This window comes from Mycobacterium sp. 20KCMC460 (assembly GCF_022179425.1).
GTDB classification, from domain to species: domain Bacteria; phylum Actinomycetota; class Actinomycetes; order Mycobacteriales; family Mycobacteriaceae; genus Mycobacterium; species Mycobacterium kiyosense.
Window position 1 is genome coordinate 4,891,370 of record NZ_AP025524.1, and the last position, 24,121, is coordinate 4,915,490.

Here is a 24,121-nt window from a genome sequence, read left to right on the forward strand (position 1 = left end):
TCACGCCACCTTGACCGCAGCCACCGGCCGCTCGGGCACTCCGTCCAACCGGTGCAGCGACTTGCGGATCGCGTAGTACATCACGAAGAACCAGACCCAGAACGTCGCGAACGGCAGGTAGAAGCCGAACAACCCGTTCCAGGCGAACGGACCGCTCTTGAAGAAGAAGATGATGCTCAGCGGTATCAGGTCCAGCATGAAGAAGACGTTGAACCATCCTACCCAGCGCGGAATGATCGGATCAGGGTCCTCGTCGGCAAGTGAGGCGTAGATGATGCTGATGACGACGAAGTAGAACGGTGCTATCACGCCGAGGAACTGCAGCCAGGCGATGTCGTTGAGCAGTTGCACGATCTGCGGATCGCGCTCGGAGCGAAACGACGCGGTGAGCCACCAGCCTGCGGGATACGCGGTGAGCAGCACATTGGTACAGCCGGCGATGATCTGACAGAACGTCAGGATGCCCGGCTTGCCCTCCACGGCCGCGATGAGTTTGGCCAGCATCGCCGTCCAGGGCACATAGAACATCGAGCCTACCAGCACCAGCACCATTCCGATGCGGATTCCCATGACGTTGTCGTGGTAGACCCGGGTAATCCGGGCGGCGTCCCAGCTCGGCGGCTGCGAAGGGAAAAAGCCGGCGAGCGGCCAGATGCCGACCATCAGGAAGGCGATGTAGACGAAGCCGCTCCACGAAGTCTGCTTCAGGAGTCTCAGATTTGCCTGTGGCGATAGCAATTCGCCCTCCTCCTCGGCCGCTCGCGGTCCCCGCACTCCGATCTGGGTTGAGACATCGAAGAATTGTAAACGATCGTTGCCGCTTTTCGTACGGTCACAGAGTACCTCGCGGAACACGGTTTAGACCCCGACGTAAGTTCTGAATTAGTGAAAATTCGGGTCATCAGCTCCTCGATCCGAAGATTTCCGTAAACGATGGTTGACACCAACTATTATTAAACCCTACTGTCTCAAAATAACCCTCCGCCACGAGAGCCCTAGAAGCCACCAGGTGCCCCGACCATCGATCGTGAAAGCACGGCGCGCAGTTGTCGCCGGCGCTGGAATCGCCGGCCTCACTGCCGCTTACCGTCTGCAGCAGGCAGGCTGGGAGGTGGAAGTCTTCGAAGCGGAATCCCGCGCGGGCGGCCGCGTCGAGACCATCGTGCAGGACGGCTATCGCGTCGACACCGGCGCGACGGCGTTCGCCGCGCGATACCCGATTGCCACGCAGCTGGCCAACGAGCTGGGGCTGTCCATCGTGGACACGGCCCCATATCTCGGCATCTACCGCGACGGCCGGGTCCGGCTGTTGCGCCTCGATCGGTTGATCCGCTCGGGGCTGAAAACCGATGCGCTGTCCTGGTCCACCAAGGTCAGGCTGGCACGGGTGGTGCTCGACGTCGCGCGAGCCAGTCTGCGCGGCATGCTGTCCTACGATGACCTGCGCGCCGCGGCACCGCTTGACACCGAGACCGCCCGCGATTACGTACGCAGGCTGGCCGGGGCCGAAGCCGACGCCTACTTCGGCGAACCGATCACGCGCGCGTTGTTGCTCACCAACTCCGACAAGGTCAGCCGCGTCGAGTTGATGTCGGGTCTGGTCAATGCGGTGGCCGGCCGCCTGTCGACGCTGACGGGTGGGCAGGGCGCGATCATCGATGCGCTGCTGGCACAGGTGCGCACGGTGCACCTGTGCTCCCCCGCACTTTCACTGACCGAAACCAACGATGGTGTGCGCCTGAAATATCGCGACCCCGAAGGAGAGACGAAGACGGTCGAGGCCGACGCGTGTGTCGTCGCCACCCCACTGCCCGTCGCGGCCACGATCTGCGCTCCCGCCAGAACACGACTCGGCCTGCTCAACGCCACGCTCAAGTTCACCCAGGCGATCAACGTCGCCATCGGCACCACCCGCCCGGCGAACACACCGGCATTCCTGATCCAGCTGCCCGCCGCCGAAGACCGCGAGGTCTGCATGATCATCGTCGAGAACAACAAGGCGCCAGACCGTGCGCCGTCCGGCCACGGACTGCTCTCGGTGTGCTGGGAGATGTCGGCGGCCAGCGCATGGATGCAGCGCTCCGACGACGAATTGGTGGCGCGCTCACTGCAAACAGTCCTGCGACTGTTCCCGGAGCTCAGCGGTACCGTCGATTTCACGTATGTGCGCAGGTGGCCAGTGGCGTTGCCGCAGGCACGCGTTGGCGTCTATCAGCAGATCGCCGAGTTCACCTCGAGCCTGAATCCACGGTCGCGCATTCAATTCGCCGGCGACTACTTATCGCAGACCGGCCAGAATACGGCCGTCGCCTGGGGCAACCGCGCCGCGGCGAACTTGACCACCCACCAGAGTCGACGCATCTGGGCCAAACAAAAGGAGTTCACTCATGGCTGATGTCCAATCAATGCTGAGCTCTGTGATCGGCGCCGGCAAAGACGTCGTTCACAAAGTCGCCGCCGACGAGATTCGTCGCTTCATCGAAGAGCAGCCCGATGTCAGCGGCAGCGTCGAGGTGACGGTGATCGGCGACGGCGGTGAAGTCGGCGCCTCAAGTGGCACAGTGCTGTTCGACGCAACTCTGGACAGTGACCGCGGCCGTGTCACCCGCGAGCTGGTGCTGCGTCACGCGCCGGTCAGCGACAAACGGTTGTTCTTCGAATACGACTTGTCGCGACAGTTCCAGGTACAGCGCGCTCTGTACGGCACCGATGTGCCGGTGCCCGAACCATTGTGGCTGGACCCCGATGGCCGCTGGCTCGGCGCCGCCGGATACGTGATGTCGCGGGTGCGGGGGCGGGGCCAGCATCCAGCCGCCTTCATTCAGGGACCGATCGCCGAGGCGTCGCCGGCCGATCGGGAGGAGATGCTGAACAAGATCATGACGGCGTTGGTTGCCATCCACAACACCGACATCAAGGCGCGAGGCCTGGAGAACTTCGTGATGAACGCACCGGGTTTCGCACCGCTGGAGCGCCTCATCAATTGGTATTGGCAGACCTGGGATTGGGTGCACCTGCCAACGTTCGAGCGCCTGGTTCCGGTCCGCGGGTGGCTGCTCGACCACCTTCCCGAGGGTGAGCCGGAGTTGATGCACGGCGACTCGACACTGCAGAACTACTTTTTCGACGGCACGAGACTGGCAGCGGTGCTGGATTGGGAGATGTCGAGCCTTGGGCGCGCCGAGGCGGACCTCGCCCTGCAATGCGTCAGCAATCGCATCTTCGCGGCGCCGCCCGACAGCGGATTGCTGCAGCCACCAAGCGAAGACGAATGGCTGGCCAGGTACCGCGCCGCCGGCGGCCGACCATTGCACGACTTCGACTACTTCAAGAAGTTCGCCGCGTACATGATCATCGTCGCGGTCAGCGCACTGCAGAGAAACATGACGGAAGCCGAACGTGAAGCCCAGGCGCCGCTGTTGCAGCCGTGCTGGGATCTCGCGGAATCATGAAGGGGGACAACGATGTCCAGTGAAACCATTCAAACGCATGACAAGGCGTTCTGGGAAGAAAAGAACCTGTCGTTCGGAACCGCTGTACCCGAGGACGACCTGCTCCATCCACAATTCAAAGACACGAATAGATCACCCGCCCTGACCGAAACCCAATTTTTCGGCTTCAGCGTCCCGGAGGAGAACATCCATGCGCTGACCTATGTGTGGCATCACCCGAATCTGGGTGTGGTCAGCGGTGGCGCCTGGGTATGGCAGGGCGTCAAACGACACTTCCTCCAGTCCGAACTGGTCAACTGGACGTCCTTCATGAGCGAGGACGTTCTGGCGAATGACTTGTGGGACTACAAATTCGACAACGGCTACCACGTCCAGACGATCGAACCGCTCAAGAGGCATCGACTGCGCTACACCGACGAATCACGCAACAACTCGTTCGACATCGAGACGCAGGCCCTGATGGAGCCGATGCTGTTGCAAACCGGCATGCACTTCGAGCAGGCGGTGCGTGCACGCGGCGAACTCACGTTGCGGGGCAAGACGTACCAGGTGGACTGCACCCATGTCCGCGATCGTTCGTGGGGACAAAGTCGCAGCGAACAACACGCCCCGACACCGCCATTCGACTGGATCACCGGCGTCTTCAGCGAGAACTTGATGTTCGGTTGCAGCACGTACGATCATCCCGATCTGGAGCCCGAATGGAAGGGCCAGCTGCAGGTTCCGGGTGGCGACCCGACCAAAGGAGGTTGGGTGCGCCGGGATGGCCAGCTGATTCCGATCGTCTCCACCCGAAAGCTCGTCGGCCACGATTATTCGACACTGGCGCCGACCACCATCGAGATGGAGATGATCGACGCCACCGGACGCGAGTACCAGATCCGCGGTGAGGTCGTTGCGGCCAACCATATTCCCCTGTGGCCGAATATGGATACCTGGGTGTGCCTCGCACGTTGGGAGTGCGCGGGCCAGGTCTGCTATGGCGACCTACAACAGGTGCAGTGGCACGATTATGTCCGACAGTTTCTAGGACAGTCGTAGCGATGGTTTCTTCGATTCCCGCCACCGCAGCTGCCCGGCCCGCCTCAGACGTACTCGTCGAGCGCGACGACACCGTGGGCGTCATCACGATCAATCGACCCGCACGACTCAACGCCGTCACCCCGGAGGCCGGGGACACGCTGAGATCGGCTTTCCTCGAGTTGGAAGCCGACAGCCGGATCCGCGCCGTCGTGCTGACCGGCGCGGGCCGCGGATTCTGCGCGGGCGCGGACATTTCCGGCGACGTAGGCGACGCCCGGAAGGTGCTGCTCGACTCATGGAACCCACTGGTGCTCACGATGCGGTCGCTACAGATCCCCGTCGTCGCCGCGATCAACGGGGTGGCGGCCGGTGCGGGAGTGTCGCTTGCGCTGGCGTGCGATCTGCGTGTTGCGGCCGCTTCAGCGCGCTTTGAGTTGTCGTTCGCAAAGATTGGACTGATGCCCGATGCGGGCCTGACGTGGTTGCTTCCCCGGGTCGTCGGGCTGGGGCGTGCCAACGAGATGGCATTGCTGGGAGGACGCGTTTCGGCCACCGAGGCACGCGACTGGGGCCTGGTGAACCGGCTGGCCGAGGACGGTGAGGCGCTGACCGACGCGATAGCGATGGCCCGGCGCTTCGCCGAACTGTCGGTCAGCGTGGCAACGATCAAGCACGCGCACCAGCGAGCTCTGGAAAGCGACTTCCCCAGTCAGCTGACCTACGAAGCGGAGACCCAGGGCTGGCTTCAGCAACAACCCGATTTCGCCGAGGCGACACAGGCGTTCGCCGAGAAAAGGCCGCCCCGCCTGGCCGAACGTAAGCCGCCGGACCGCAACCGGTGAGCGGATGCCGGGTCCGATCCGGGCATCTGCGCTACCGTTGAGCAATGGCGACTCGTAACGACCGTTCAGAGCAGATCCTGCGGACCGCGATGCACCTATTCCACGAGCGCGGCTTCGACGGGGTAGGCGTGGACCTCATCGGCGAGAAAGCCGGTGTGTCCGGGCCGGCGATCTACCGTTATTTCAGCGGCAAAGACGAGATCTTGATCACGCTGCTGGACGAGGCAATCGATCGCGTCCTGATGTCGACGGGTGGACATTTCGACGATCCCCGAGAAGAGCTGGAGCATCTGGTGCGCGGCCATGTGCAGCGGGCCTTGGAGGAACGCGAACTGATGAGCGTGTGGACCCGAGAACGCAATTCGATCCCGAAGGCCTACCGTTCGAGGCTGCGCGCCCGAATCAAGCGTTACATCGACCACTGGGTGGACTGCCTGCAGGCCTGCTATCCGGACCAGTCCAGCGAGGTCCTCAACGCGGCCGTCCACGCGACGCACGGACTGATCGACTCGACCTCGATGTGGCCGGAGAAAGCGCTGCGGACCGCGGGCCTGGCCGACATCCTGACCGGGATGGCGCTACATAGTCTGGAGTGGCTGGGCAGCGAGGCGTCGCGCCCGACGCCCACGAAGAGCGTCCGACCGAAGCGAACTGCCGCGCGTTCAGCCTGAAATTCTACGTAAACGAACGTTTACAAAAACTTGCTGAATCGCTCCTCCGCTCCGGTACGATACCTCTGGCACCGCACCGGAGCGTCGCCCGCACGGGCACCTCGGGCGTCGCGGCTGCCACGGGTCGGTCGGAGGAGAAGACGATGGAGCCCATGACCAAGTCGCGCATCCAGATGTTCGGCGCGTGGTGTGCGATCGGCTATCTGGCTGCACTCTTCATCGGCTGGGGGGCTATCGCCGGGTTCCTACCGCCCACCGCGCCTTCCGCGGACGCCAACCAGATCGCCGCGCTCTACCAAAGTGACTACACGCGAATCCGGATCGCCATGCTGGTCGTCATGCTCGCCGCGTTGATCTTCATCCCATTCGCCGCAGTGATGTCGCAGTTCCTCGCCCGCATCGAGGGCACGGCCGGCGTCTTGACCTACACGTTCCTGCTGGGCGCCGCCGGCAATATGGTGCTGACCTTCTATCCCGCGATCTGGTGGCTCACCGCCGCCTTCCGCCCTGATCGGCGGGCCGAATTGATCTACCTGATGAACGACATGGCGTGGCTGCAGTTTCTCGGCGGTATCACCATGTACTTGGCGATGCCGCTGGCGGTAATGGTCGCAGCACTGTGCGACAAGAGCCCGACCCCGGTATTTCCGCGCTGGTGCGGATACGCAAACGGCTGGATGGCGTTGACGATCGTTCCCGATCAGTTACTTTTCTTCTTCCATAGGGGCCCCTTCGCGTGGAACGGCATCTTCGGCGTCTGGGTCCCGGTCGTGGTGTTCAGCGGCTTCTTCATCGTCAACTTCATCGCCTTGCGTCAGGCGGTCCTGCGCGACCGGGCGTCGATCGACTCGCTACCCAACCCGCAGGACAGTGCAGCACAAAGGGTGTGACCTGAGCGAACCGTCGACCGGATGCTGCACGGTCGAGGGTCTACTCACGCCGGCTCATTTTTGATATAAGTTGTATCAATAAAAACGCATGATCTCGTCAGCGAAGGAACGCTTCATGCCCGAACCGCTCACCCAGAAGCTCAGAGTCGCCGGCCAGCTGGGACGAATCGGCGCACACATCGTCAACGAGCGGGTGCGCCGTCCCAAACCGACGACGCTGGCCGAGATCCCGCCCTCGGTCGACGCGCTGACACCCGAGTGGCTCACCGCCGCCCTGTGCCGCGGACACCCGGGCGCATGGGTGACCGCGGTATCCACCGCGTCCGGAAGCGACGGGTCGACCACGAGGCGAGTCCTGGCCGTCGACTACAACGACGTCGGGCGCGCGGCCGGACTTCCGAAATCGATCTTCACCAAGTCCACGCCCAAACTGACCTCCCGGGCGGTGACGGTCCCGTCAGCGGCCTTGACGTGCGAGGCGCTGTTCTACGACCGGATCCGCCCCACCCTCGACATCGAAGCCCCCCGTGGCTATTACATGGCGGTGGACAACAGATCCGGGCGCTCGATGTTCTTGATGGAAGACGTGGCGACCAGCAAGAACGCAACTTTCGGTGATCCGACTAAGCACTACATCGACCGGACCAGGGCCGAAGCGATCATCATCACCCTGGCCAACGTCCACGGAACACTATGGGAGAGCCCGCGTTTTGCCGGCGATCTGACCCTCGTCAAGGATGCCTACCGGTGGCAGGTCGACGTCAACGACACCATCGCCTTTCCGCGTCGCACCCTGATCGGCTTCGACCGCGCGGAGTCGGTCTTCCCCGCCGGGTTCCGTCGCCACCGGACCGAGGTGTTCCCGGCGCTGATGACGTCGCTGGCGATGCACGGTTCGGCCCCCAACACACTGCTGCACTCCGACGTGCATTCCCGCAACTGGTACCTGACCCCGGACGGGGGCATGGGCTTGTACGACTGGCAGCTGATCACTCGCGGCGTGTGGGCCCTCGACGTCGCCTACGCTCTCAGTTCGGCGCTGACCGTGGAGGATCGGCGCGCATGGGAGCGCGAGCTGATCGAGTTGTACATCGACCGCCTGTTCGCCTCGGGAGGCCCCGCGCTCTCGTTCGACGAAGCCTGGCTGGCGTACCGTCAGCAAGCCTTCCACGGTCTGGTGTTCTGGCTCTATACGATCGGCGCCGGCCGCTTGCAGCCGGCTATGCAACCCGACGAGGTGTCGCTGGCCAACCTGGAGCGCATGACGGCCATGATCGATGATTTGGATTGCTTTGGCGCCCTTAAGCAGTCACCAGCGACCTCGGGACTGCCCTCTATTCACTAGCCTCGACGAGCGCTTTGGTGGTCAGTGCCAGGCAACCAAGTGAGGCCGAAACAAACAGCGCCGCACTGAGTTTGGAGATTTTTCCGCGCCGGTGCGCGATGCCGGCGGCCAGTATGTCGCCAAGGTCGCATGCGGCGGCAACCTTTAACATCTGAGACCTCGACCGGCGCTCGGTCACCAACGGAGCGACGGCCAGCGCAAAGTCCCGCGTGCCGCCGAGCCGCAAGAAGAGCGCCGCGCTGACATCCTCGGAGACGTTCATTCCGAACACCCTTGCGGCGGTTATCGGCATCAGCCATCCACTGGCGCCGATCGCTGAGCGCGCTCCTGCGAGAATCGTCGTTGTTGGCAGAGCCATTGCACCGTTCCTTCCTGAGTCTGCTGCGCCTGAGCTGATTGTTATTCGAACGAACGTTAACCGAAATCGCAGTATGGCATACCAAGTGGAGTGCCCTTCTTCCCGACATCGCCCAACCGACGGGTCGGCCGGTTCTTCTGTATCAAAAACGTTCGTTCACGGTGCGTGCTAAATTCGATTCGACACTCACATAGCGGCAAGGAAAGCTCGTGGACGATCTTTCGATGTCTCCCGACGAAATCGACGACTTCCTGTCCGGACCGCACACCGGACAGTTGGCCACCAACGGCCCAACCATCAGGCCGCTGTGGTATCACTGGGACGGCAAGGCGTTCTGGATCATCAGCGGCCCCTGGGCGAAACTCTACGAACGCGTGCAGAAGGACCCTCGCGTCGCTTTCTGTGTCGACGTAGGCGATTTCGACACCGGAATCGTCAAGCAGGTGATCGCCAACGGCTCCGTGACACTGCACGAATACGACGTCGAGCGTGCCCGCCGCCTGCTGTACCGCTACCTGGGTCCTGACGAAGATGCGTGGTCGGATGCGCCGGATGACTACCGGGGCTACCTGCGCGATGGCGGTCCTCCGGGTGCGGTGTTCCTGCATATGGAACCGACCAAGCTGACCGCGCTGAACTTCAGTTACGCGCGCACTCGGGCCTGACTCGGCAACCCCACGCGAAGACGGACCTCACGAGTCGGCGCTGCGCCGGGGCGGCATACCGCCTCGCTTATGCAACGCGGCGCCGACGAGCATTTCACCCAGCTCTGCGACGATCCGATCCCTGGTCATCCCCGCGGCGCCGGCGAACAGCGATTCGTAGAACACACTGCTGGACATCACCATCATGAATGCGGCTCGGACGGCAACGGGTCCGTCGTAATCGAGGTGGTACTGCGCGGCCACGATCTCGGCCATCTCGTCGAGCCGGGCGAACGCGGCGGTGAGCTCGTCGCTGTGCAGACCCCTGGCCATGAGCGCGGCAAACAGCTCCCGCTCGGCGGCCACGATGTCGAACAGCGCCGCGGCGTAGTCGCGCAGGACCGTCGCTGGATCCGCCGAGGTTACCGGCACGTGCCGCCAACTCTCGGTGTAGCCCGCGACGTACTCCTCGAACGGCTCTACTACCGCGGCCTCGAAAAGACTTTCCTTGGTTGGGAAATGACGAAAGAGAACTGTCTCGGACACGTCGGCCGCTTTGGCGATGGCGATCGTGGTGGCTCCGGCAAACCCGTCCGCGGCGAATCGCTCGCGAGCTGCCTGCAGGATCAGATGCCGCACCTCGGGGGTGCTCCGGCGCGGTCGGCGTGCCATCGGAATATCTTGACATCCCCCGGCGATAAGTGGTAATTACTGCTTATCGCAAACCCAGGAGTGACGATGAGCACACCCGATTTGAACCAGCCCCTCCCCGACCCGCACTGGGTCATGCCGTCGCCGGCAGGTGAGATCCTGCTTGCGGTCTTCGGCGGTGGCGCAGCGGTATTCGTCGCATACTGCGCGTTGCTGTCCTACCGCAAACGCTCCCCGCTGCCGTTGCTGTTCGCCCTCGCGGGCGGCTTCTCGATCATGCTCGAGCCGATCGCCGACACTCTGGGCAACGTGCAACACGTGCCGGTGAACCAGATCAACGCGTTCGTCACCGACGGCCAGCCCATCCCCTGGGCGATCGTCCTCGGCTACGTCTGGTACTTCGGACTGGGCCCAATTCTGCTCTGGCGCTACGCCGAACACCGGTCGATGACCCCGCGGCGCTGGTACGTCGTTTCGGTGGTGGCCTTCCTTGCGGTCACGCTGATCGAGCAGATTCCAATCGCACTCGGGCTGTGGAAGTACTACGGTCATCAGCCCCTTGTCGCCGGAGTCATGCCTATTGACATGGCAATCGCCAACATGGTGTCGGTCGTCCTGCCGATGGTCGTGGTCTATGCCATCTGGCCGATCCTGACCGGGTGGCGGCAGTCGTTGGTGCTCGCGCTCGTCCCGATCTGCGTGGTCGGCGGACACACCGCCGCGGCGGCGCCGGCTTACATGTTGATCAACGCAAACCCGAATGTGCCGTCGGTGTTCGTCCACCTGGCCGGGGTGGTGACGTGCATCTTCTCGGTGTTGATCGTGTGGTTTGCCGTCAAGCTCCTGCACGGCGGATTTCCTGAGCTCAACGCCGACCGTAGAGCGCGTCACAACGACTCGACGGAACGCACCGAATACGTTGCCGTGCAATAGCAAAAGAGGAAACCCGATGGTTCAATACACCCAGCCCCCGCTGTATCACATGCCGCCGACCGGTGAGCTGATCTATCTGCTGTTCGCGGGTGCGGCCGCCGCACTGATCGCCCTGTATGCCGGGTACCTCGCCGTGACGCGGCGAACCGTTTTCCCGTTGTTGATCTGTGTCGGAGCGTTTCTCACGGTCCTGCTCGAGGCACCCGCGGATGTCTTGGGCAACGCCGTGCACTCCCAGTTGGGGCAGCGCAACGCATTCACCGTGCGGGGCGCCCCGGTCCCGTGGGGAGTGGTACTCACCTACGGGTTTTACGCGGCGACCCTGCCAGTGGCGCTCTTCGACCGGATCAGGGCCCAGAGTCTGAGCCCGAGATTCTGGTGGGGAGCCTACGTCGCGAGCCTGCTCGCGGTATGCGCAATCGAACAGATTCCGGTGCACTACGGCTTGTGGCACTACTTCGGATACCAACCCTTCAAGATCTGGGAAATGCCCGTAAGCATGGTCTTCGCCAACGCCGCCTGCGTTGTGGTGCCGGCCTTGTTGGTTTACAAGCTCTACCCGGTTCTGACCGGATGGCGACAACTGCTGGTGATCGGCCTCATCCCGAGCGGCACCATGGCCGGGTGGGCCGCAGCCAGTCTGGCGATCATGAACGCGTTGGGCACCGACACCGAGGCCAACCACGGTGTCGTGCAGCTGGCATCGATTGCGACCGTTGGCCTTTCGCTGTTGGTGACCTGGGCGGCAATCACCATCGTGCACTGGCCCGCCAACGTCCTCACCGGCGTTGCGGACGCGTCCGATCAGGGGCTGCGACTCAGACCCGTGAAAACTGCGGCGTCGTGAAAGTCGGCCTCTTCTACGGCAATATCGCCTACGGGAGTCGCGACATGATGGCCGCGCTCGCTGCTGCCGTCGAGCAGAATGGCATCGAGTCGGTATGGACGGAAGAGCACCCTGCCGTCCCCAAACAGATGACGCTGCCCGACAACCTGGATGCCGACATGACCGGCGAACAGAGCGGCGATACCCCGTTGCACGAGATCCCGTTTCCTGACCCGATGGTGTGGCTCTCCCAATTTTCCGCGCTGACCACCACGGTCAAGCTGGGCACCGGTGTGCTGGTGTTACCGCTGCACAACCCGGTGCTGCTCGCCCGCGCGGCGGCCACCCTGGACGACCTGTCGGGCAGGCGCCTCATCCTCGGCGTGGGCCTGGGATGGCTGAAGGAGGAATACGAGGCGTGCGGGGTGACCTTCACCTCCCGTGCCGCGCGCCTCGAGGAATACATCGGCGCGCTGCGCGCCGCATGGCGGCCCGATGCGAGCTTCATCGGCAAGACGGTGCGGTTCGAAGGGATCGGTGGCGGCCCCAAACCGCCCGACGGACACATCCCCATCCATATCGGCGCGTCGATGTCCAAGGGTGCACGACGGGCCGGGCGCCTTGCCGACGGCTTCTTTCCACTACCGTTCGAAAGTTCCACCGTGGCGATGATCGCCATGCGGGCGACGCTCACCGGTGAGGAGCCGGATTGGACGGGGTATCGCCTGCCTGACGGCGTCGCCGCGCTCATCCAGGAATGCCACGCCGGCGCGATCGAAGCCGGCCGCCGTCCCGAGGACATCGCGCTGACGGTCACCGGCCCGCCCAGCCTCGATGCCGCCAAACAGGCCGCGGATCTCGGCGTGACTCGTTATCTGGTGACCCCGCCCGCTTTCGAGCTGTCAGCGGTGCCGACCGCTTTCGGTCGCCTGGCCGACGACTTCGTCGGGCCGCTCAGCTGACGGTCGCAGAACAGGAGAACCGGTGCCCGACGATGCGAGAACCCTCGTCCAAGGCGCGGCGCGCATCATCGACGCCGGACTGGGCAACAGCGTTGCGGGTCGCTCACCCGAATCCCGCACCTGGCAACGACTCTCCGGCCGCACCGCCCTGGTGGTGGGCGCCGCGCGCGGCATGGGCGAGGCCACGGCCCGACTGTTCCACGCGGAGGGCGCCAACGTTGTGCTCGGCGACGTTCTCGACGAGCAGGGGGAGCTGGTCGCCAAGGATCTCGGCGAGGGGGCGTCGTTCGTGCACCTCGACGTCACCTCGGAGAGCGACTGGGCGCGTGCTCACGAGGTGGCCGAGTCCGAGTTCGGCGCCCCGGTGAGCGCGTACGCCCACACCGCGGCGGTCGCCAGCTTTTCATTCATCGCCGATCTGTCACTCGAGGACTACCGCAGCATCATCGAGATCGACCAGGTCGGTGTTTTCCTCGGGATGAAGTCATGCATCGAGCCCATGACCCGCGCCGGGGGCGGCGCGATGGTGGCGGTGTCATCGGTCGACGGAATCGGCGCCCACCCTGGGTTGGCCGGCTACACCTCGGCCAAGTTCGCGATCCGTGGCCTGGTCCGGGTGGCAGCACTCGAGTTGGCCCGCAACGGAATCCGAGTGAACACCATCGTTCCCGGCGGCATCGACACGCCCATGATCCGGCCCCGCGACGTCGAGCCCGAAGTTCTCGATCCGTTGGCGCGTCAGGTGCCGCTGGGGCATGTCGGTGATCCGGCCGAACTCGCCCGCGCCGCCCTGTGGCTGGTGTCCGACGAATCGAGTTATGTCACCGGAACCGACCTGATCGTCGATGGCGGTCTGATGGCCCGCGTCCCGTTGGATCTGGAATAGTCCCCTATTCGGCGCAGCGACCCCACCGGTCACCGAGCTGGGGATTGCTGAGATCCCAAGGGTTGCAACACCGGTAGTACTTCGCTCGCAATGTACTCGATGCGCTCCCGCGCGTGCTCGAAGGTCTCACCGGGACCCGCGGTGACCATGAAGTGGACATCCTCGATCAAGGGGAACTCGTCGACGACCTTGGCGATTTCGGCCACCACAGTGGGTCCGTCCCATAGCAGGTAGTGGCCGGCTTCGATCGCCGCATCGAGATCCGCATAGTGCGGCCCGGGAAACAGGCCGCGGTCGATGTGGTCGTTCACGTACCGCAGCGCGTAGTCGCGCAGCTCGACTTTGGCTTTCTCGACGTCGGGTGCGATCGTCGCCTGCTGACCCGCACACACGGCACCTGTCTTCCCGAGCACCTCCACCTCATCGAAGTACATCTTTAGGTGGGCGTTGTAGGCCCCGAGGTAACCATCGCCCAGCCGCGCAGCGCGTCTGATCGCGGGCTCGGCGACCGCACCGATGAAGATGCGTGGCGGCGGGGTGGGGACGGGCGTGACGTTGATTTCGGGGAGGTGGTGGCGCTTGCCGTGGAACGAGAAGGGTTTTCCGCTCCAAGCGCTGCGCAAGATCTCGACCGTCTCCTCGAACAGGCTGGGGCGGTGCCGGATATTCACCTGCAGTCCGGCGAACTCTCGCTCGTAATAGCCCATGCCGATGCCCAAGTCGAACCGGCCACGCGAGAGGACCGATACCGTTGCCGCCTCCTCCGCGAGCCGCACCGGGTTGTAGAGCGGCGCGAGCATCACGTTGGTGGCGATGCGCACCCGGTCGGTGCGCGCCGCGACCGCGGCGGCCAGGGTCAAGGGAGACGGCGAGAAGTCCTGAAAGTGATGCTCAGTCAGCCAAATCGAATCAAAGCCGAGCTTTTCGACCCAGACCACGTGGTCGAGGACCTTGTCCCACTCGAGGTTTGTGTAGATCAGACCGACGCGCATCAGAAAGCCCCCGGTTCGGCCCCGGGCAGGCCCATCAGGTGCGCGACCGTGGAGTAATGCATATCGGTCGAACATTCGGCGACGAGGCCGCCGATCGCCTCGCGGAGGTAGATTTCGATGCCGCCCTCCTTGAGGTATCCGCGGCCACCGTGGATGGTCACGCAATCGCGCGCCACCTCGACAGCCATCTCGGAGACGAAGGTCTTCACCAGGTGGTCGAGGACGCTGTCCCCTTCGCCTTGGTCGCGCGCGCTGGCGGCGTCGTAAAGCATCGACCGGGCTGCCTCTATTCGCTCTCGTTGACGTACCAGCTTGTGCTGGATCGCCTGTAGGGAGCCGAGCGGACGGCCACGCACGCTGCGCGTCGTGACGAATTCGACGGTCTTTTCGTGCACACCGGTGGCGAGACCCAAAGACCACGCCGAAATGTTGACCACCGATGCCGCGGCGCCGCCGTCGACGTTGGCGATCTCACGATCCTTCACGACAAACGAGAGGTCGCTCGCCAAAGTGCTTGGAATGCGCACGTTTTCGAGCGTGATGCCGCCCCAGGGCGCGCCGACGCCCATCTTGCGCATGGGTTCGATCGATAACCCCGGCGTGCCTGCAGGAACCCAGAACATCCAGAAGTTGTCCTGGTGCAACCCTGCCACGCCGATCACGTCCGCGAACGTGCCTTGGGTCACGTAGTGACGCCGGCAGTTGATCACGAACTCATCGCCGTCTCGGACGGCGATGTCCGGGTGCTCGGGATAGTTCGCGATGCCGACCGGGTCCGAAAACGCCGCGCAGAGGTTGGCCTTTCCGTCGAGCGCGTCATCGAGCCACCGGCCCGCAGCCTCGGGGCAGAGCGCCATGATCATGGGAAACAGCATCTGGATCATCACGCTCAGCGCGACACCGCCGGATTCCCGGGCAAGTTCCTCGACGACCAGCACCCCGCCCAACTGGCCGAGGTTGCGCCCGCCGAGTTCTGCGGGTGCGACGACCCGCGGTAGCCCCAACTCCCCCGCACGCAGGTTCATCTCCTTGAGAAAGTCCGGCCCTTCGTCGGCTTCGAGGCGACGCGGCCCCACCTCTTCCTGAGCGAATTTGCGTGCGATGTCCCGCAATTCGCGGTGTTCGGGGCTAAGCAACCGGGACATCGGCGCTGACTTTCTGCTTGAGCAGACCACTCACCTCAATCGGGCGCGCGATGGCCCCCATCGCGTCCTCCACCTCGAGTACGAAAGGCAAGATGTCCAGCAGGCAGACCAGGTTCACGCCCGCCTCGACGTAGGGCTGCAACTGCCGGGCCACCTGATCGGGGGTGCCGTAAAGCCAGGTCTGCTCTGAGTGCTTCCGGGTGGTGCGCCCGACTATCTCCATCGCCTCGGCCTCACCAACCTTCAACGGCAACAGCTTCATCGCGTAATGCCAGTCGGGCGGCATCGGCGGCTCGAGTCCGATACCGGCCCAGTCACCCTGGTTGATACGTCCGATAATCGCCGTCACCCAGCGCATCAAGTCGTTGTCGAGTGCGCGGTCGATGACGTTCGCATCCTCGTGAATCAGCAGCGGCGACCAGATGCCGAAACCGAATGCTTCAGGGTCACGGCCCTTTTCGGCGAGCGTGCGCTTCATCGAGGCGATGTTGTCCGCAACCTCCTCAGCAGAGTTCCAGACCATGGGAGCCATCGTCACGAAGCCGTCCGCGTGGGTGGTTGCGAGGTCGATGATGCGTGGCCCACCGCCCATACCCCAGATCTGTGGGCGGTGGTTTTTCGCCTTTCCCAGCCAGGCCGTGTCGATCTTCGCGTAGTGACCGTCATAGGAAATCGGGCCGTCGGTCTGCCAGAGCCGATGGAAGACCTCGTAGAGATCCTCGAGGCGCTTGATGCCTTGCGACCGTTTGTGCCCGAACGGCTGGGTCTGCTTGAGTTCGCCGGCCCCGATCTGAAAGATTGCGTTGCCTTCGTAGACATTCGCCAGCGTCAGCAGACTTTGCATCAGCTCGCCGGGACCGCGGCGCACCGAGTCGGAACTGAGTACCAGGCCGGTCCCCGGCGCGGCCGCCGCCCCGTACGCGGCCATCACGAACGCATCGGGGAAAGAATCGCAGTCTGCCATCAGTGCGGCGAGAGGCGAGCGGTCCGCCGTCCAGAGACTCTGCGGAAACCATGAGGTCAGCTGGTCCCAGACCTGGATGTCGTCGACCACGCCGCTGGCCGCGATGGCCGCGGCAGCGGCGCCGAAAGCGGAAGCGGGAAGGTGGCGGTCGGCCACGATCGGCACGGCTGTCCGGATGTGCATCGCGATCTCCTAGCTCTGCTACGAAGTAGCATGTGTGTCGCGACATTAGTCTCGAATTGTCGCAACATACAAGAGCTGGTGACGCATTAGTTAAAGTGGGAGTGCTTGCAGCGCCGCCCGCGGCGGCAAGCCGACGATTGGAACAGCACGCGATGACGATGGCTCAACCAGAACGCGACGAATCCAACCCCCTGACCCAGGTCGTCGTCGCGGCGCGCGAATGCTTTGCGCGCCTTGGCGTTCACCGAACCCGGATGGACGACGTCGCCGCGGCGGCCGGTACCGCGCGGACGTCGCTTTACCGTCGGGTGTCCAGCCGTGACGAGCTGGTGGAGTTGGCGTTGTTGGAGCGCTGCCGCGAGTTCTCCGTCGAGTTACGGGCCGGCACGGACTTGGAGGCGAACGATCTGCGCAAGGAACTGGTCGACCTCGTCGTCCGGTCGATCGCCGTCGGCCGCGACGATGAGGAGTTCTCCTATCTGGTCGAGGCGCTACCGCGAAGGTTGAGTGCGTTCCTGACGGGGCCGGGCTCACCCATGCACCAGATCGTGTTCGATACCTTCGCCCCACTGATCGTGCGGGGCCGCGAGCGCGGGGTCATCCGCGAAGACGCCTCAGACCACGACATCGTCGAATGGATCCAGGGCATCATCACCCTCTTCGCGCCCCGGGACGACCTCAGCGACTTCGAGGAGCGACGCCGCATTCGGACGTTCCTCATCCCCGCGGTGTTCGCGCACTGAGCCCAGCCCGCAACCGCGCTCAGCGGGCGATGCGCAAGGGGATGCGCCGTCGCGCACCAAGCCTTTTCGCCGATCCGCCTAATTCGGCATCAATGGTGCGGGCCGTGGTGCGTCCACTCCATCCGGTGAGCCCCCCGACCGGGTGGGCTCCCGAGCCGCTGTGCCACAGGTTGCGGACCGGGGTGCGGTAACCCGAAAGCGACGGCGTCGGACGCCAGGGGCCGAGCTGCGCCAGCGTCATGTCGGCGTGGTACAGGTTCCCGCGGCCTGCCATCGCGTGGTAATCGTCGGGCGTCCGCACAAAGCTTCCGATGACCGCGTCGGAGATTCCAGGCGCGTGTTCGTCGAGGAACCCCAGGGCCTGCCGGCCGAATTTCTCTGCCTCGTCGGCCCATTCGCTGCCCTCGATCTGCACCGGGACGGTGGCCATGGCCAGGAAGAGGGTTTCGCCTTCACTGCCCTGCGGAACCTGAGTGCGATCCACCACCGAAGGCAGTGCGGTCCACTGTGGATAGGTGTCCGGTATCTGGCCAGCCGCGGCCCGCAGCTGTGCGCGCTTGATGTAGTCGAGCGTAGGCCCCAGGAAGAGCAGACCATTCCACAGCTCTTGGCGTCCGCCGACCAGATCGGGCCGGTGCGACAGCGCGGCATCGCTCTTGAAAACACCGATGTTCCAACGCAGATTGCTCAACGCACGCAATTCCTGCTGAGTGCGGGCCGGCACATGCGAGCTGGGCACCAGGTCGCACATCAGTCGCTGCGGGTCGATCGCACCCACGACGTGGTGGGCCTTGATGCGCTCGCCGCTGGCCAATTCGACGCCCTCGGCGGCGCCGTCGGCGCTGACGAGTATTCCGGCGACCGGGGCATCAACACGGATCGTTCCACCGTGTGCGCGAACGCATTGCGCGATAGACGCCGCGAAGCTGCCCGTTCCGCCCACGGGTCGCGACGACTTCTGGTTGAAATAGGTGCTGCACATCGCCAGCACCCCGCCCGAGCCGCCTTCCGACAGCGGCAGCATGGACCACGAGGCCAGGTTGGCCATCAGCGCCTTGACCTCCTCGCGCTCGAACTCCTCTTCGATTAGCTGTTCGGGCGAGGCCATCAGCATCCGCAGCAATGGGCGGAAAGAACGGCGACCTTTGGCGAGGTGTACGAACATTTGGCCGATGGTCCGCAAACTCGGACGGGTCGGATGGTCTTGCAGATACGGGCGGACAGCCAGCCAGAGATCGGTGAACAGCAGATTCAACCGTTCGAACGCCGCGGCGTCACGGGAAGAGAACCGGCGGATCTCGTCGACCGAGCGCGCCGGATCACGCCACAGTGCAATCGATGCGCCATCGGGGTTGAGGTAGGAGCCCCAGGGATCCGCGATGGCAAAGCGCAGGCCGTGCCGAGCCAGGTCGAGTTCCTCGATCACCGATTGATCGCTATTGGAGAAGACCAAATCCAAAGCGCCGGTGTTCATCTGGAAACCTGGCGCTTCCTTCACCGTTTCCTCGGTGGCGCTGAGCCCACCCAGTACGCCCTGGCTTTCCAGGACAACCACCCGTCGTCCCACTTTGGCAAGGTATGCGGCGCAGGCCAAGCCGTTGTGGCCGCCACCCACCACGATCACATCCGCGGTCATTGTCTCGGAGCCTCCCCTGGACCAGGTGCTAGATAAAGACACAGTAGGTCGCAAAATTACACCGCCGTTCTCGGAACACGAACTGCGTCGTCAAGCGGAGTAGTGCTGCGCGAGCCGCGCGCGCCACGCTCTGATCTCTCCGACGAAGTCGTAACCGTCGCGGCGCAGGGCGGACCTGAAGCACAGTCCGATCGCGTAAGACACGAAGACCTCGGCTTCCCGCGCGGGATCGAGATCGCTGCGAACCGACCCATCGTGCTGGCCCGCGGCCAGGTTGGCGGCGAGTTCGGCCTCGTAGCCGGCGATGAGGCCGTCGAACCACCCGGCAAAGCCCTCCAGTGCAGCGGGCGTCTCGAAGGTGAGCACGATCATCGCCCGCATCGTTTCGGGCTCTCGCTCCACCGCATCGAGCAGGTCGTCGAGTTGTCCCAGCACCCGGTCCAGCCCGCTGCCGCCCCGCTGGCTGCGCACGGCGGGCAGGAGCAAATCGGCAAAGGTGTCGAAGACCGATTGCAGCAACGCCTCTTTGGAGCCGTAACGGTCGCGCACCATGTTGCGGCTGAACCCGGCGTTGGTGCCGATCTCCCCCGCGGTCGTGCGCTCGTATCCCTGGCGGGCGAACAGCTGGATCGCCGAAGCGATCAGGGCGAGCGTCGACGCCTCGACACGCTCCTGGTTGGTCTTGGGCCTGCGGCTGATCGCACTGGACACGTTATGACTGTACGACGATTCTGTCCGCGAACAGATAGTTATCTGTTCATTGACAGATAAATCTGTTAGCGTGGTCACATGCTCGATGAACGGCCGTTAACGTCGGGGTCGGTCGGCGTTGACACACCTGGCCCCGATCCCGTTGCAGCTCAACGGACATGGGCGAAGATGTGGGTGGTGCACGGCTTTCTGTGGCTGGCACTGATCGCCTACTGCTGGACGATGTGGGTGGTCAGCGGCGACTTCACCCCCAACACCCTCGGCCGCGGCGAAGAGCCGACCTGGTACGTGGTACTGGTTCGCTGCGTCGAAGTCGTCTTCGGCATCTTCATCACCGGATGGATCCTGTGGCACTTCGTGATCGGACCGAAACTGCGCACCGGCCGGTTCAGCTTCGACGGACTGTTCTTCCTCGCCGGTTGGTTGATGTTCTTCCAGGAGCCCTGGATCGACTGGACGGTTTACCAATTCCAGTACGCCACCACCTTCGTCAACTTCGGCAGCTGGCTGCCGCACATCCCGGGCTGGAGTTCGGGTAACGGACAGTTGATTCCCGTGCCGCTGGTGTACTTCACCGCCTACCTGTGGATGTGTGCGATGTCCGGCTACGCCGGATCGCGGTACATGAGTTACCAGCGCAGAAAAGACCCTTCGCGCAGCGTTTTCCGGCTGATCGGCCAGACCTACCTGGTGATGATCGTCGGCGACGTCATCGTCGAACTGATCATGACCAGGACGGGGCTGATCAGCTATTCGGCGACCATTCCGTGGCTGACGCTGTTCGCCGGCACCGATCACCAGTTCCCCCTCTACGAACCGCTGAGCTGGCCCGGGACCTTCATCATCTTGAGCTGTCTGCATTTCTTCCGCGACGACCGCGGGCGGTCCTGGCCCGAGCGCGGCATCGACAAACTGAAATTCAAACGCGAAGGCGCCAAGACGTTCGCGAGGTTCTGCGCGATCGCCGGCGCGGCACAGCTGGCGATATTGATCGCCTTCAACATGCCGTACTGGTTCTACGCGTTGCACTCCGGACCCATGCCCAAGGCGCATATCGAACGGGTTTGGCGTAACGGCGGGGTGTGCGGACCAACGACCGCCTTCAACTGCGCCGACCCCAAGCTGCCGATCTCGCGTCAATCCGCGCCTGACCGGCCCGAACGTCTACCAGAGAGGCATCGATGACCCAACAGCACAGCACCGCCGCAGTGATCGGCGGCGGCATCGCCGGGATGGCGGCCGCTTACGAGCTGAAGAAGGCCGGTTTCGCAGTAACGGTGTTCGAGACACGCGACCGCGTAGGCGGCCGGATCTGGACCGTGCGCAAGGGTGACTTCGTCATGGACCTCGGCACCGCCGTCTATCTCGGGACCTACCGCGAGGCGGTAGCGATGATCCACGAGGTCGGGCTGACCAACGAGTTCGTCGAAACGCCCGTGATTTTCGGGATGCCGCGGCAAGGAAAGCAGCACTATCTCGACCTGGCCAAGCCGATCCGGGCGAGCCTGGGCACCCATGTCATTTCCTGGCCCGCAAAGGTCAAGGCACTCCGCCTATTTGCCGACGTGTTCAAGCACCGCGCCAGCCTCGGCTACGACACTTACGACGAACTCGCTCAGATCGACAACGAAACGGTGTACGACTACTCCCACCGGGTGCTCAACGACGAACTCGCCCGTTACGTGTCAGCCCCGTTGGTCAGCGGCACCTGGGTGCACGAGGATCACGACACCTCGGTAGCCCTGCTGCACTGGACAGTGCGCAACATGCTGGTCAAATCGGTATTCAATTTGACATCGGGCGTGGCCGGGCTGCCGGTGAAGTTGGCGACACTCGTCGACACCAAGCTGCAACACACGGTCACCAACGTCACGGACAACGGCTCTGCGGTCGAAATCACCTACCAGACACCGTCGTCGGGGGAACAGACCGAAATCTTCGACACCGCGGTCATCGCCACAACGGCCCAGCCCGCGGTCGGCATGTATCCGCAGATGGACGACAACCACCGGGGCCTCTACGAAACCGCTCGGTACCACCGGTTGGGCAATGTTTCGCTGGGCTTTTCCCGCCGGCCCGACGACCCCGGCACCTTCTCGATGATCTCCCCTTACGACGACCCGGACACCATCGCCGTCATCGCCGACCACAACAAGGCGCCGGGGCGGGCGCCGGCGGGCAAGGGCCTCATCTCGGTACTGCTGTCGCCCGCCTATCTCAACCGGACCGACGACCGCGACGACGACTACCTGGTCGACCACGCGCTGGAGCGGGTCAAGTACTACTACGGCAAACTTCCCGGCGATCTGGAGCAGCATGCGCTGTTCCGCTGGCCGGAGTCCGTTCCGGTGCTCGACAAGGGCAGGTTCAAGCGGATCGCGGACTTCCGCAAGAAGATAGACCGCTCCGCTCGGGTGCAGTTCGCCAGCGACCTGGACCGCATCCCGGGCCTCAACGGGGGATTGGTCAGCGGCAAGGAAGCGGCCGCCCGTGTCGCGTCGTTGTTCGCCGAGCGGGTTCCCCGGCCGCGCTTGATCGGTACGACCGGAGCGTAGGGCGAGATGACCGGCGCAACCCTCGCGTGGGACCAGCCCCCATGGGAGATGACGACGCCCACAACCCCGCAGACGATCATCACGACCGTGCTCGCCGTTGCGGTGACGGGCTTCGTCGTCGCCGCGTTGGTCAGCTGGCACCGCACCAAACGGCCCACCTTCCTGCTGATGCTGGCCGGCGGTTACATCTGCTCGTTCAACGAGCCGCTGATCGACTTCCTCTGCCACTGCTTCTTCCCCGCCGATGGCTGGGTCGGCCACACCGTGTTCCACCGATCGATACCGATCTGGGTGATCCTGGCCTACGTGATCTTCTACGGCGGACTCACCTACCTACTCTCCGTGGCATTCCAGCGCGGAATCACCCGTCGCACACTGTGGATCGGCATCGGCACCTGGGGAGCACTCAACCTGGCCATGGAGATCCCGCTGCTGCAGTCCAAGCTGTACCTGTATTACGGCGATCAACCCTTCATGGTGGGCGGTTTCCCCCTCAGCCAGCTGGTCTTCAACGCATTCGGTTCGCTACTGGGAGCCGTGGTGGTCACCCGGCTCTCCTGGCTGTTCACCGGGGCTCGCCGGTTGCTGCTGCTGGTTGTCCCGTTCGCCACCTTCATGTCGTCGTGGGTCGTGGGGATGCCGTTCTTCCTGATTCTGGGCACCGATGCGGCGCATGGTGTACGCACCGTGGCCGCGGCGGTGAGCATGGCGCTCGGCCTGTACGGGATCGACCTGCTGATCCGGCTCGGCACCGGGCAACTTCGGCTGGTGCCACCGGTTTCGACAGCCGTCCCAACCGTCACCTTGAAAACTGAGGCCGACGTCGTCGGCGCATAGTTCAGCAAGATTGGAGTTCCGAGCATGACAACGTCGATAGTTGCGATCGCCCAACCCCCGTGGGGCATGACCACCCCGACCACCGCACACGCAATCATCGCCACGGTGCTGGCCGTGGTAGTGGCAGGCTTCGTGGCTGCTGCCCTGGCGGATTGGCGGCGGTCCGGTTCGCCGGCGTTCCTGCTGATGTTGGTCGGTGGTTACGTCTGCTCATTCAACGAAGCGACGGTCGACGTGCTGGGTCATTGCTTCTTCCCCGGCGACGGGATCAACGGTTACACCGCCTTCGACCGAGCAGTGCCCGTCTGGGTGGTGCTGGCCTACGTGGTCTTCTTCGGGGGCCTGTCCTACGTGATGGCGCTGGCGTTCAAGCGCGGCGCCAGTCACCGGGCCATGTGGTGCGGCATCGGCGTTTTCGGTGTGCTCAACGTGTTGTTGGAGGTACCGATGCTGCGCGCCGGACTCTACGTCTACTACGGTTACCAACCGTTCGCGATTGGCGGCTTCCCCATCAGCTGGTTGGTGATCAACAGCCTGGGATCGCTGTTCGGCGCCGTCGTGGTCGTCCGGCTGTCCTGGTTCTTCACCGGCGCGCGGCAGCTGTTGCTCGTATTCGTGCCCTTCGCAACGTATATGGCGTCGTGGGTGCTGGCGATGCCGCACTTCGCGATCACGAACACCGACGCGTCCCCCGCGATACGCATGGCGGCGGCGGTGCTGAGCATGGCGCTGGGACTGATCGCGATCAACGGCCTGATCCGGCTGGGGACCGGCCAGTGGCGCTTGTTGCCTCCGCAAACCCGCGAGACGACGCCGACCGAGGACCGGGCCCATGCGTATTCGCACAGCTAGCAGGATGTGGAACGACCGTT

General features: G+C 63.9%; 25 protein-coding genes. 17 read left to right on the forward strand and 8 right to left on the reverse strand.

Translation table 11 applies throughout. The annotated features are described in order from the left end of the window. Entirely contained in the window at positions 1–738 is a 738-nt protein-coding gene (locus MKCMC460_RS22505) for a hypothetical protein (RefSeq protein WP_236977214.1), read from the reverse strand. 271 nt (positions 739–1,009) lie between these two features. Here MKCMC460_RS22505 and MKCMC460_RS22510 point away from each other — a divergent pair, with 271 nt between their 5' ends. The 7 genes from MKCMC460_RS22510 (at position 1,010) to MKCMC460_RS22540 (ending at position 8,223) form a co-directional block, all read left to right on the forward strand. Then, the gene (locus MKCMC460_RS22510; protein WP_238304842.1) at positions 1,010–2,395 is read left to right on the forward strand and encodes an NAD(P)/FAD-dependent oxidoreductase; all 1,386 of its coding nucleotides are present in this window, start codon (positions 1,010–1,012) and stop codon (positions 2,393–2,395) included. Further along, positions 2,388–3,452 (forward strand): phosphotransferase family protein, encoded by a 1,065-nt coding sequence (locus MKCMC460_RS22515; protein WP_236977216.1) that lies wholly within the window; start codon positions 2,388–2,390, stop codon positions 3,450–3,452. The genes MKCMC460_RS22510 and MKCMC460_RS22515 overlap by 8 nt, the downstream gene beginning before the upstream one ends. A 12-nt stretch (positions 3,453–3,464) precedes the next feature. Next, a complete protein-coding gene (locus MKCMC460_RS22520; RefSeq protein WP_236977217.1) occupies positions 3,465–4,493 on the forward strand; it encodes a hypothetical protein in 1,029 nt (342 codons plus the stop codon). 2 nt (positions 4,494–4,495) lie between these two features. Next, positions 4,496–5,317: an enoyl-CoA hydratase/isomerase family protein gene (locus MKCMC460_RS22525; RefSeq protein ID WP_238304843.1), complete on the forward strand. Its 822-nt coding sequence runs from the start codon at positions 4,496–4,498 to the stop codon at positions 5,315–5,317. 44 nt (positions 5,318–5,361) lie between these two features. After that, complete coding sequence (locus MKCMC460_RS22530; RefSeq protein ID WP_236977219.1) at positions 5,362–5,988, forward strand: TetR/AcrR family transcriptional regulator; 627 nt, start codon at positions 5,362–5,364, stop codon at positions 5,986–5,988. Beyond that, entirely contained in the window at positions 5,910–6,878 is a 969-nt protein-coding gene (locus MKCMC460_RS22535; RefSeq protein ID WP_236977220.1) for a hypothetical protein, read from the forward strand. The genes MKCMC460_RS22530 and MKCMC460_RS22535 overlap by 79 nt, the downstream gene beginning before the upstream one ends. Before the next feature lie 115 nt (positions 6,879–6,993). After that, entirely contained in the window at positions 6,994–8,223 is a 1,230-nt protein-coding gene (locus MKCMC460_RS22540; protein WP_238304844.1) for a phosphotransferase, read from the forward strand. Here the strand turns inward: MKCMC460_RS22540 and MKCMC460_RS22545 are convergent. Further along, positions 8,213–8,581 (reverse strand): hypothetical protein, encoded by a 369-nt coding sequence (locus MKCMC460_RS22545; protein WP_236977223.1) that lies wholly within the window; start codon positions 8,579–8,581, stop codon positions 8,213–8,215. The two genes, MKCMC460_RS22540 and MKCMC460_RS22545, sit on opposite strands and share 11 nt — an antisense overlap. A 224-nt stretch (positions 8,582–8,805) precedes the next feature. Here MKCMC460_RS22545 and MKCMC460_RS22550 point away from each other — a divergent pair, with 224 nt between their 5' ends. Then, entirely contained in the window at positions 8,806–9,246 is a 441-nt protein-coding gene (locus MKCMC460_RS22550) for a pyridoxamine 5'-phosphate oxidase family protein (protein ID WP_236977224.1), read from the forward strand. Between the two features lie 27 nt (positions 9,247–9,273). Here MKCMC460_RS22550 and MKCMC460_RS22555 read toward each other — a convergent pair whose 3' ends face one another. Beyond that, a complete protein-coding gene (locus MKCMC460_RS22555; protein ID WP_236977226.1) occupies positions 9,274–9,897 on the reverse strand; it encodes a TetR/AcrR family transcriptional regulator in 624 nt (207 codons plus the stop codon). Between the two features lie 66 nt (positions 9,898–9,963). Between MKCMC460_RS22555 and MKCMC460_RS22560 the strand changes: the two genes are divergently transcribed. The 4 genes from MKCMC460_RS22560 to MKCMC460_RS22575 are packed head-to-tail and all read left to right on the forward strand — an operon-like array spanning position 9,964 to position 13,483. Beyond that, the gene (locus MKCMC460_RS22560; protein ID WP_236977228.1) at positions 9,964–10,809 is read left to right on the forward strand and encodes a hypothetical protein; all 846 of its coding nucleotides are present in this window, start codon (positions 9,964–9,966) and stop codon (positions 10,807–10,809) included. Positions 10,810–10,825: 16 nt separating this feature from the next. Next, entirely contained in the window at positions 10,826–11,656 is an 831-nt protein-coding gene (locus tag MKCMC460_RS22565; protein WP_236977230.1) for a hypothetical protein, read from the forward strand. After that, entirely contained in the window at positions 11,653–12,597 is a 945-nt protein-coding gene (locus MKCMC460_RS22570; RefSeq protein ID WP_236977232.1) for a TIGR03619 family F420-dependent LLM class oxidoreductase, read from the forward strand. Before MKCMC460_RS22565 ends, MKCMC460_RS22570 begins: the two co-directional genes overlap by 4 nt. 22 nt (positions 12,598–12,619) lie before the next feature. Further along, on the forward strand, positions 12,620–13,483 hold the full coding sequence (locus MKCMC460_RS22575) for an SDR family oxidoreductase (RefSeq protein WP_236977234.1): 864 nt from the start codon (positions 12,620–12,622) through the stop codon (positions 13,481–13,483). A gap of 29 nt (positions 13,484–13,512) precedes the next feature. Here the strand turns inward: MKCMC460_RS22575 and MKCMC460_RS22580 are convergent, their stop codons facing one another. Genes MKCMC460_RS22580 through MKCMC460_RS22590 form a run of 3 tightly spaced genes read right to left on the reverse strand, consistent with a single transcriptional unit; the run spans position 13,513 to position 16,749 of the window. Then, positions 13,513–14,475: an LLM class flavin-dependent oxidoreductase gene (locus MKCMC460_RS22580; RefSeq protein ID WP_236977236.1), complete on the reverse strand. Its 963-nt coding sequence runs from the start codon at positions 14,473–14,475 to the stop codon at positions 13,513–13,515. Beyond that, a complete protein-coding gene (locus MKCMC460_RS22585; protein WP_238304845.1) occupies positions 14,475–15,611 on the reverse strand; it encodes an acyl-CoA dehydrogenase family protein in 1,137 nt (378 codons plus the stop codon). The genes MKCMC460_RS22580 and MKCMC460_RS22585 overlap by 1 nt, the downstream gene beginning before the upstream one ends. Further along, a complete protein-coding gene (locus MKCMC460_RS22590) occupies positions 15,604–16,749 on the reverse strand; it encodes an LLM class flavin-dependent oxidoreductase (protein WP_236977239.1) in 1,146 nt (381 codons plus the stop codon). The genes MKCMC460_RS22585 and MKCMC460_RS22590 overlap by 8 nt, the downstream gene beginning before the upstream one ends. 176 nt (positions 16,750–16,925) lie before the next feature. Between MKCMC460_RS22590 and MKCMC460_RS22595 the strand changes: the two genes are divergently transcribed. Then, complete coding sequence (locus MKCMC460_RS22595) at positions 16,926–17,510, forward strand: TetR/AcrR family transcriptional regulator (protein WP_236977240.1); 585 nt, start codon at positions 16,926–16,928, stop codon at positions 17,508–17,510. Positions 17,511–17,529: 19 nt separating this feature from the next. On the opposite strand, the gene MKCMC460_RS22600 is transcribed toward MKCMC460_RS22595, so the two are convergent. Both MKCMC460_RS22600 and MKCMC460_RS22605 read right to left on the reverse strand, forming a co-directional pair. After that, positions 17,530–19,146 (reverse strand): NAD(P)/FAD-dependent oxidoreductase, encoded by a 1,617-nt coding sequence (locus MKCMC460_RS22600; protein ID WP_238304846.1) that lies wholly within the window; start codon positions 19,144–19,146, stop codon positions 17,530–17,532. A 90-nt stretch (positions 19,147–19,236) separates the two neighbouring features. Further along, positions 19,237–19,857, reverse strand: coding sequence for a TetR/AcrR family transcriptional regulator (locus MKCMC460_RS22605; RefSeq protein WP_236977242.1), 621 nt, complete (start codon positions 19,855–19,857; stop codon positions 19,237–19,239). Positions 19,858–20,025: 168 nt separating this feature from the next. Here MKCMC460_RS22605 and MKCMC460_RS22610 point away from each other — a divergent pair, with 168 nt between their 5' ends. The 4 genes from MKCMC460_RS22610 to MKCMC460_RS22625 are packed head-to-tail and all read left to right on the forward strand — an operon-like array spanning position 20,026 to position 24,101. Then, positions 20,026–21,042: a spirocyclase AveC family protein gene (locus MKCMC460_RS22610; RefSeq protein WP_236977243.1), complete on the forward strand. Its 1,017-nt coding sequence runs from the start codon at positions 20,026–20,028 to the stop codon at positions 21,040–21,042. Further along, positions 21,039–22,412: an NAD(P)/FAD-dependent oxidoreductase gene (locus MKCMC460_RS22615; protein ID WP_236977244.1), complete on the forward strand. Its 1,374-nt coding sequence runs from the start codon at positions 21,039–21,041 to the stop codon at positions 22,410–22,412. Before MKCMC460_RS22610 ends, MKCMC460_RS22615 begins: the two co-directional genes overlap by 4 nt. Positions 22,413–22,418: 6 nt before the next feature. Beyond that, positions 22,419–23,249 carry a hypothetical protein gene (locus MKCMC460_RS22620; RefSeq protein ID WP_236977245.1) on the forward strand — a complete coding sequence of 277 codons (831 nt, stop codon included), beginning with the start codon at positions 22,419–22,421 and terminating at the stop codon, positions 23,247–23,249. A 24-nt stretch (positions 23,250–23,273) separates the two neighbouring features. Further along, on the forward strand, positions 23,274–24,101 hold the full coding sequence (locus MKCMC460_RS22625; RefSeq protein ID WP_238304847.1) for a hypothetical protein: 828 nt from the start codon (positions 23,274–23,276) through the stop codon (positions 24,099–24,101). Positions 24,102–24,121: the final 20 nt, after the last annotated feature.

What these genes read in the sequence shown, in the direction of transcription:
- MKCMC460_RS22610 (WP_236977243.1), top strand. Translation starts at nt 20,026, where the DNA reads ATGTGGGTGGTGCACGGCTTTCTGTGGCTGGCACTGATCGCCTACTGC.
- MKCMC460_RS22615 (WP_236977244.1), top strand. Translation starts at nt 21,039, where the DNA reads ATGACCCAACAGCACAGCACCGCCGCAGTGATCGGCGGCGGCATCGCC.
- MKCMC460_RS22580 (WP_236977236.1), bottom strand. Translation starts at nt 14,475, where the DNA reads ATGCGCGTCGGTCTGATCTACACAAACCTCGAGTGGGACAAGGTCCTC.
- MKCMC460_RS22525 (WP_238304843.1), top strand. Translation starts at nt 4,496, where the DNA reads ATGGTTTCTTCGATTCCCGCCACCGCAGCTGCCCGGCCCGCCTCAGAC.
- MKCMC460_RS22545 (WP_236977223.1), bottom strand. Translation starts at nt 8,581, where the DNA reads ATGGCTCTGCCAACAACGACGATTCTCGCAGGAGCGCGCTCAGCGATC.
- MKCMC460_RS22625 (WP_238304847.1), top strand. Translation starts at nt 23,274, where the DNA reads ATGACAACGTCGATAGTTGCGATCGCCCAACCCCCGTGGGGCATGACC.
- MKCMC460_RS22600 (WP_238304846.1), bottom strand. Translation starts at nt 19,146, where the DNA reads ATGACCGCGGATGTGATCGTGGTGGGTGGCGGCCACAACGGCTTGGCC.
- MKCMC460_RS22550 (WP_236977224.1), top strand. Translation starts at nt 8,806, where the DNA reads ATGTCTCCCGACGAAATCGACGACTTCCTGTCCGGACCGCACACCGGA.
- MKCMC460_RS22520 (WP_236977217.1), top strand. Translation starts at nt 3,465, where the DNA reads ATGTCCAGTGAAACCATTCAAACGCATGACAAGGCGTTCTGGGAAGAA.
- MKCMC460_RS22560 (WP_236977228.1), top strand. Translation starts at nt 9,964, where the DNA reads ATGAGCACACCCGATTTGAACCAGCCCCTCCCCGACCCGCACTGGGTC.
- MKCMC460_RS22540 (WP_238304844.1), top strand. Translation starts at nt 6,994, where the DNA reads ATGCCCGAACCGCTCACCCAGAAGCTCAGAGTCGCCGGCCAGCTGGGA.
- MKCMC460_RS22555 (WP_236977226.1), bottom strand. Translation starts at nt 9,897, where the DNA reads ATGGCACGCCGACCGCGCCGGAGCACCCCCGAGGTGCGGCATCTGATC.
- MKCMC460_RS22530 (WP_236977219.1), top strand. Translation starts at nt 5,362, where the DNA reads ATGGCGACTCGTAACGACCGTTCAGAGCAGATCCTGCGGACCGCGATG.
- MKCMC460_RS22565 (WP_236977230.1), top strand. Translation starts at nt 10,826, where the DNA reads ATGGTTCAATACACCCAGCCCCCGCTGTATCACATGCCGCCGACCGGT.
- MKCMC460_RS22595 (WP_236977240.1), top strand. Translation starts at nt 16,926, where the DNA reads ATGGCTCAACCAGAACGCGACGAATCCAACCCCCTGACCCAGGTCGTC.
- MKCMC460_RS22620 (WP_236977245.1), top strand. Translation starts at nt 22,419, where the DNA reads ATGACCGGCGCAACCCTCGCGTGGGACCAGCCCCCATGGGAGATGACG.
- MKCMC460_RS22515 (WP_236977216.1), top strand. Translation starts at nt 2,388, where the DNA reads ATGGCTGATGTCCAATCAATGCTGAGCTCTGTGATCGGCGCCGGCAAA.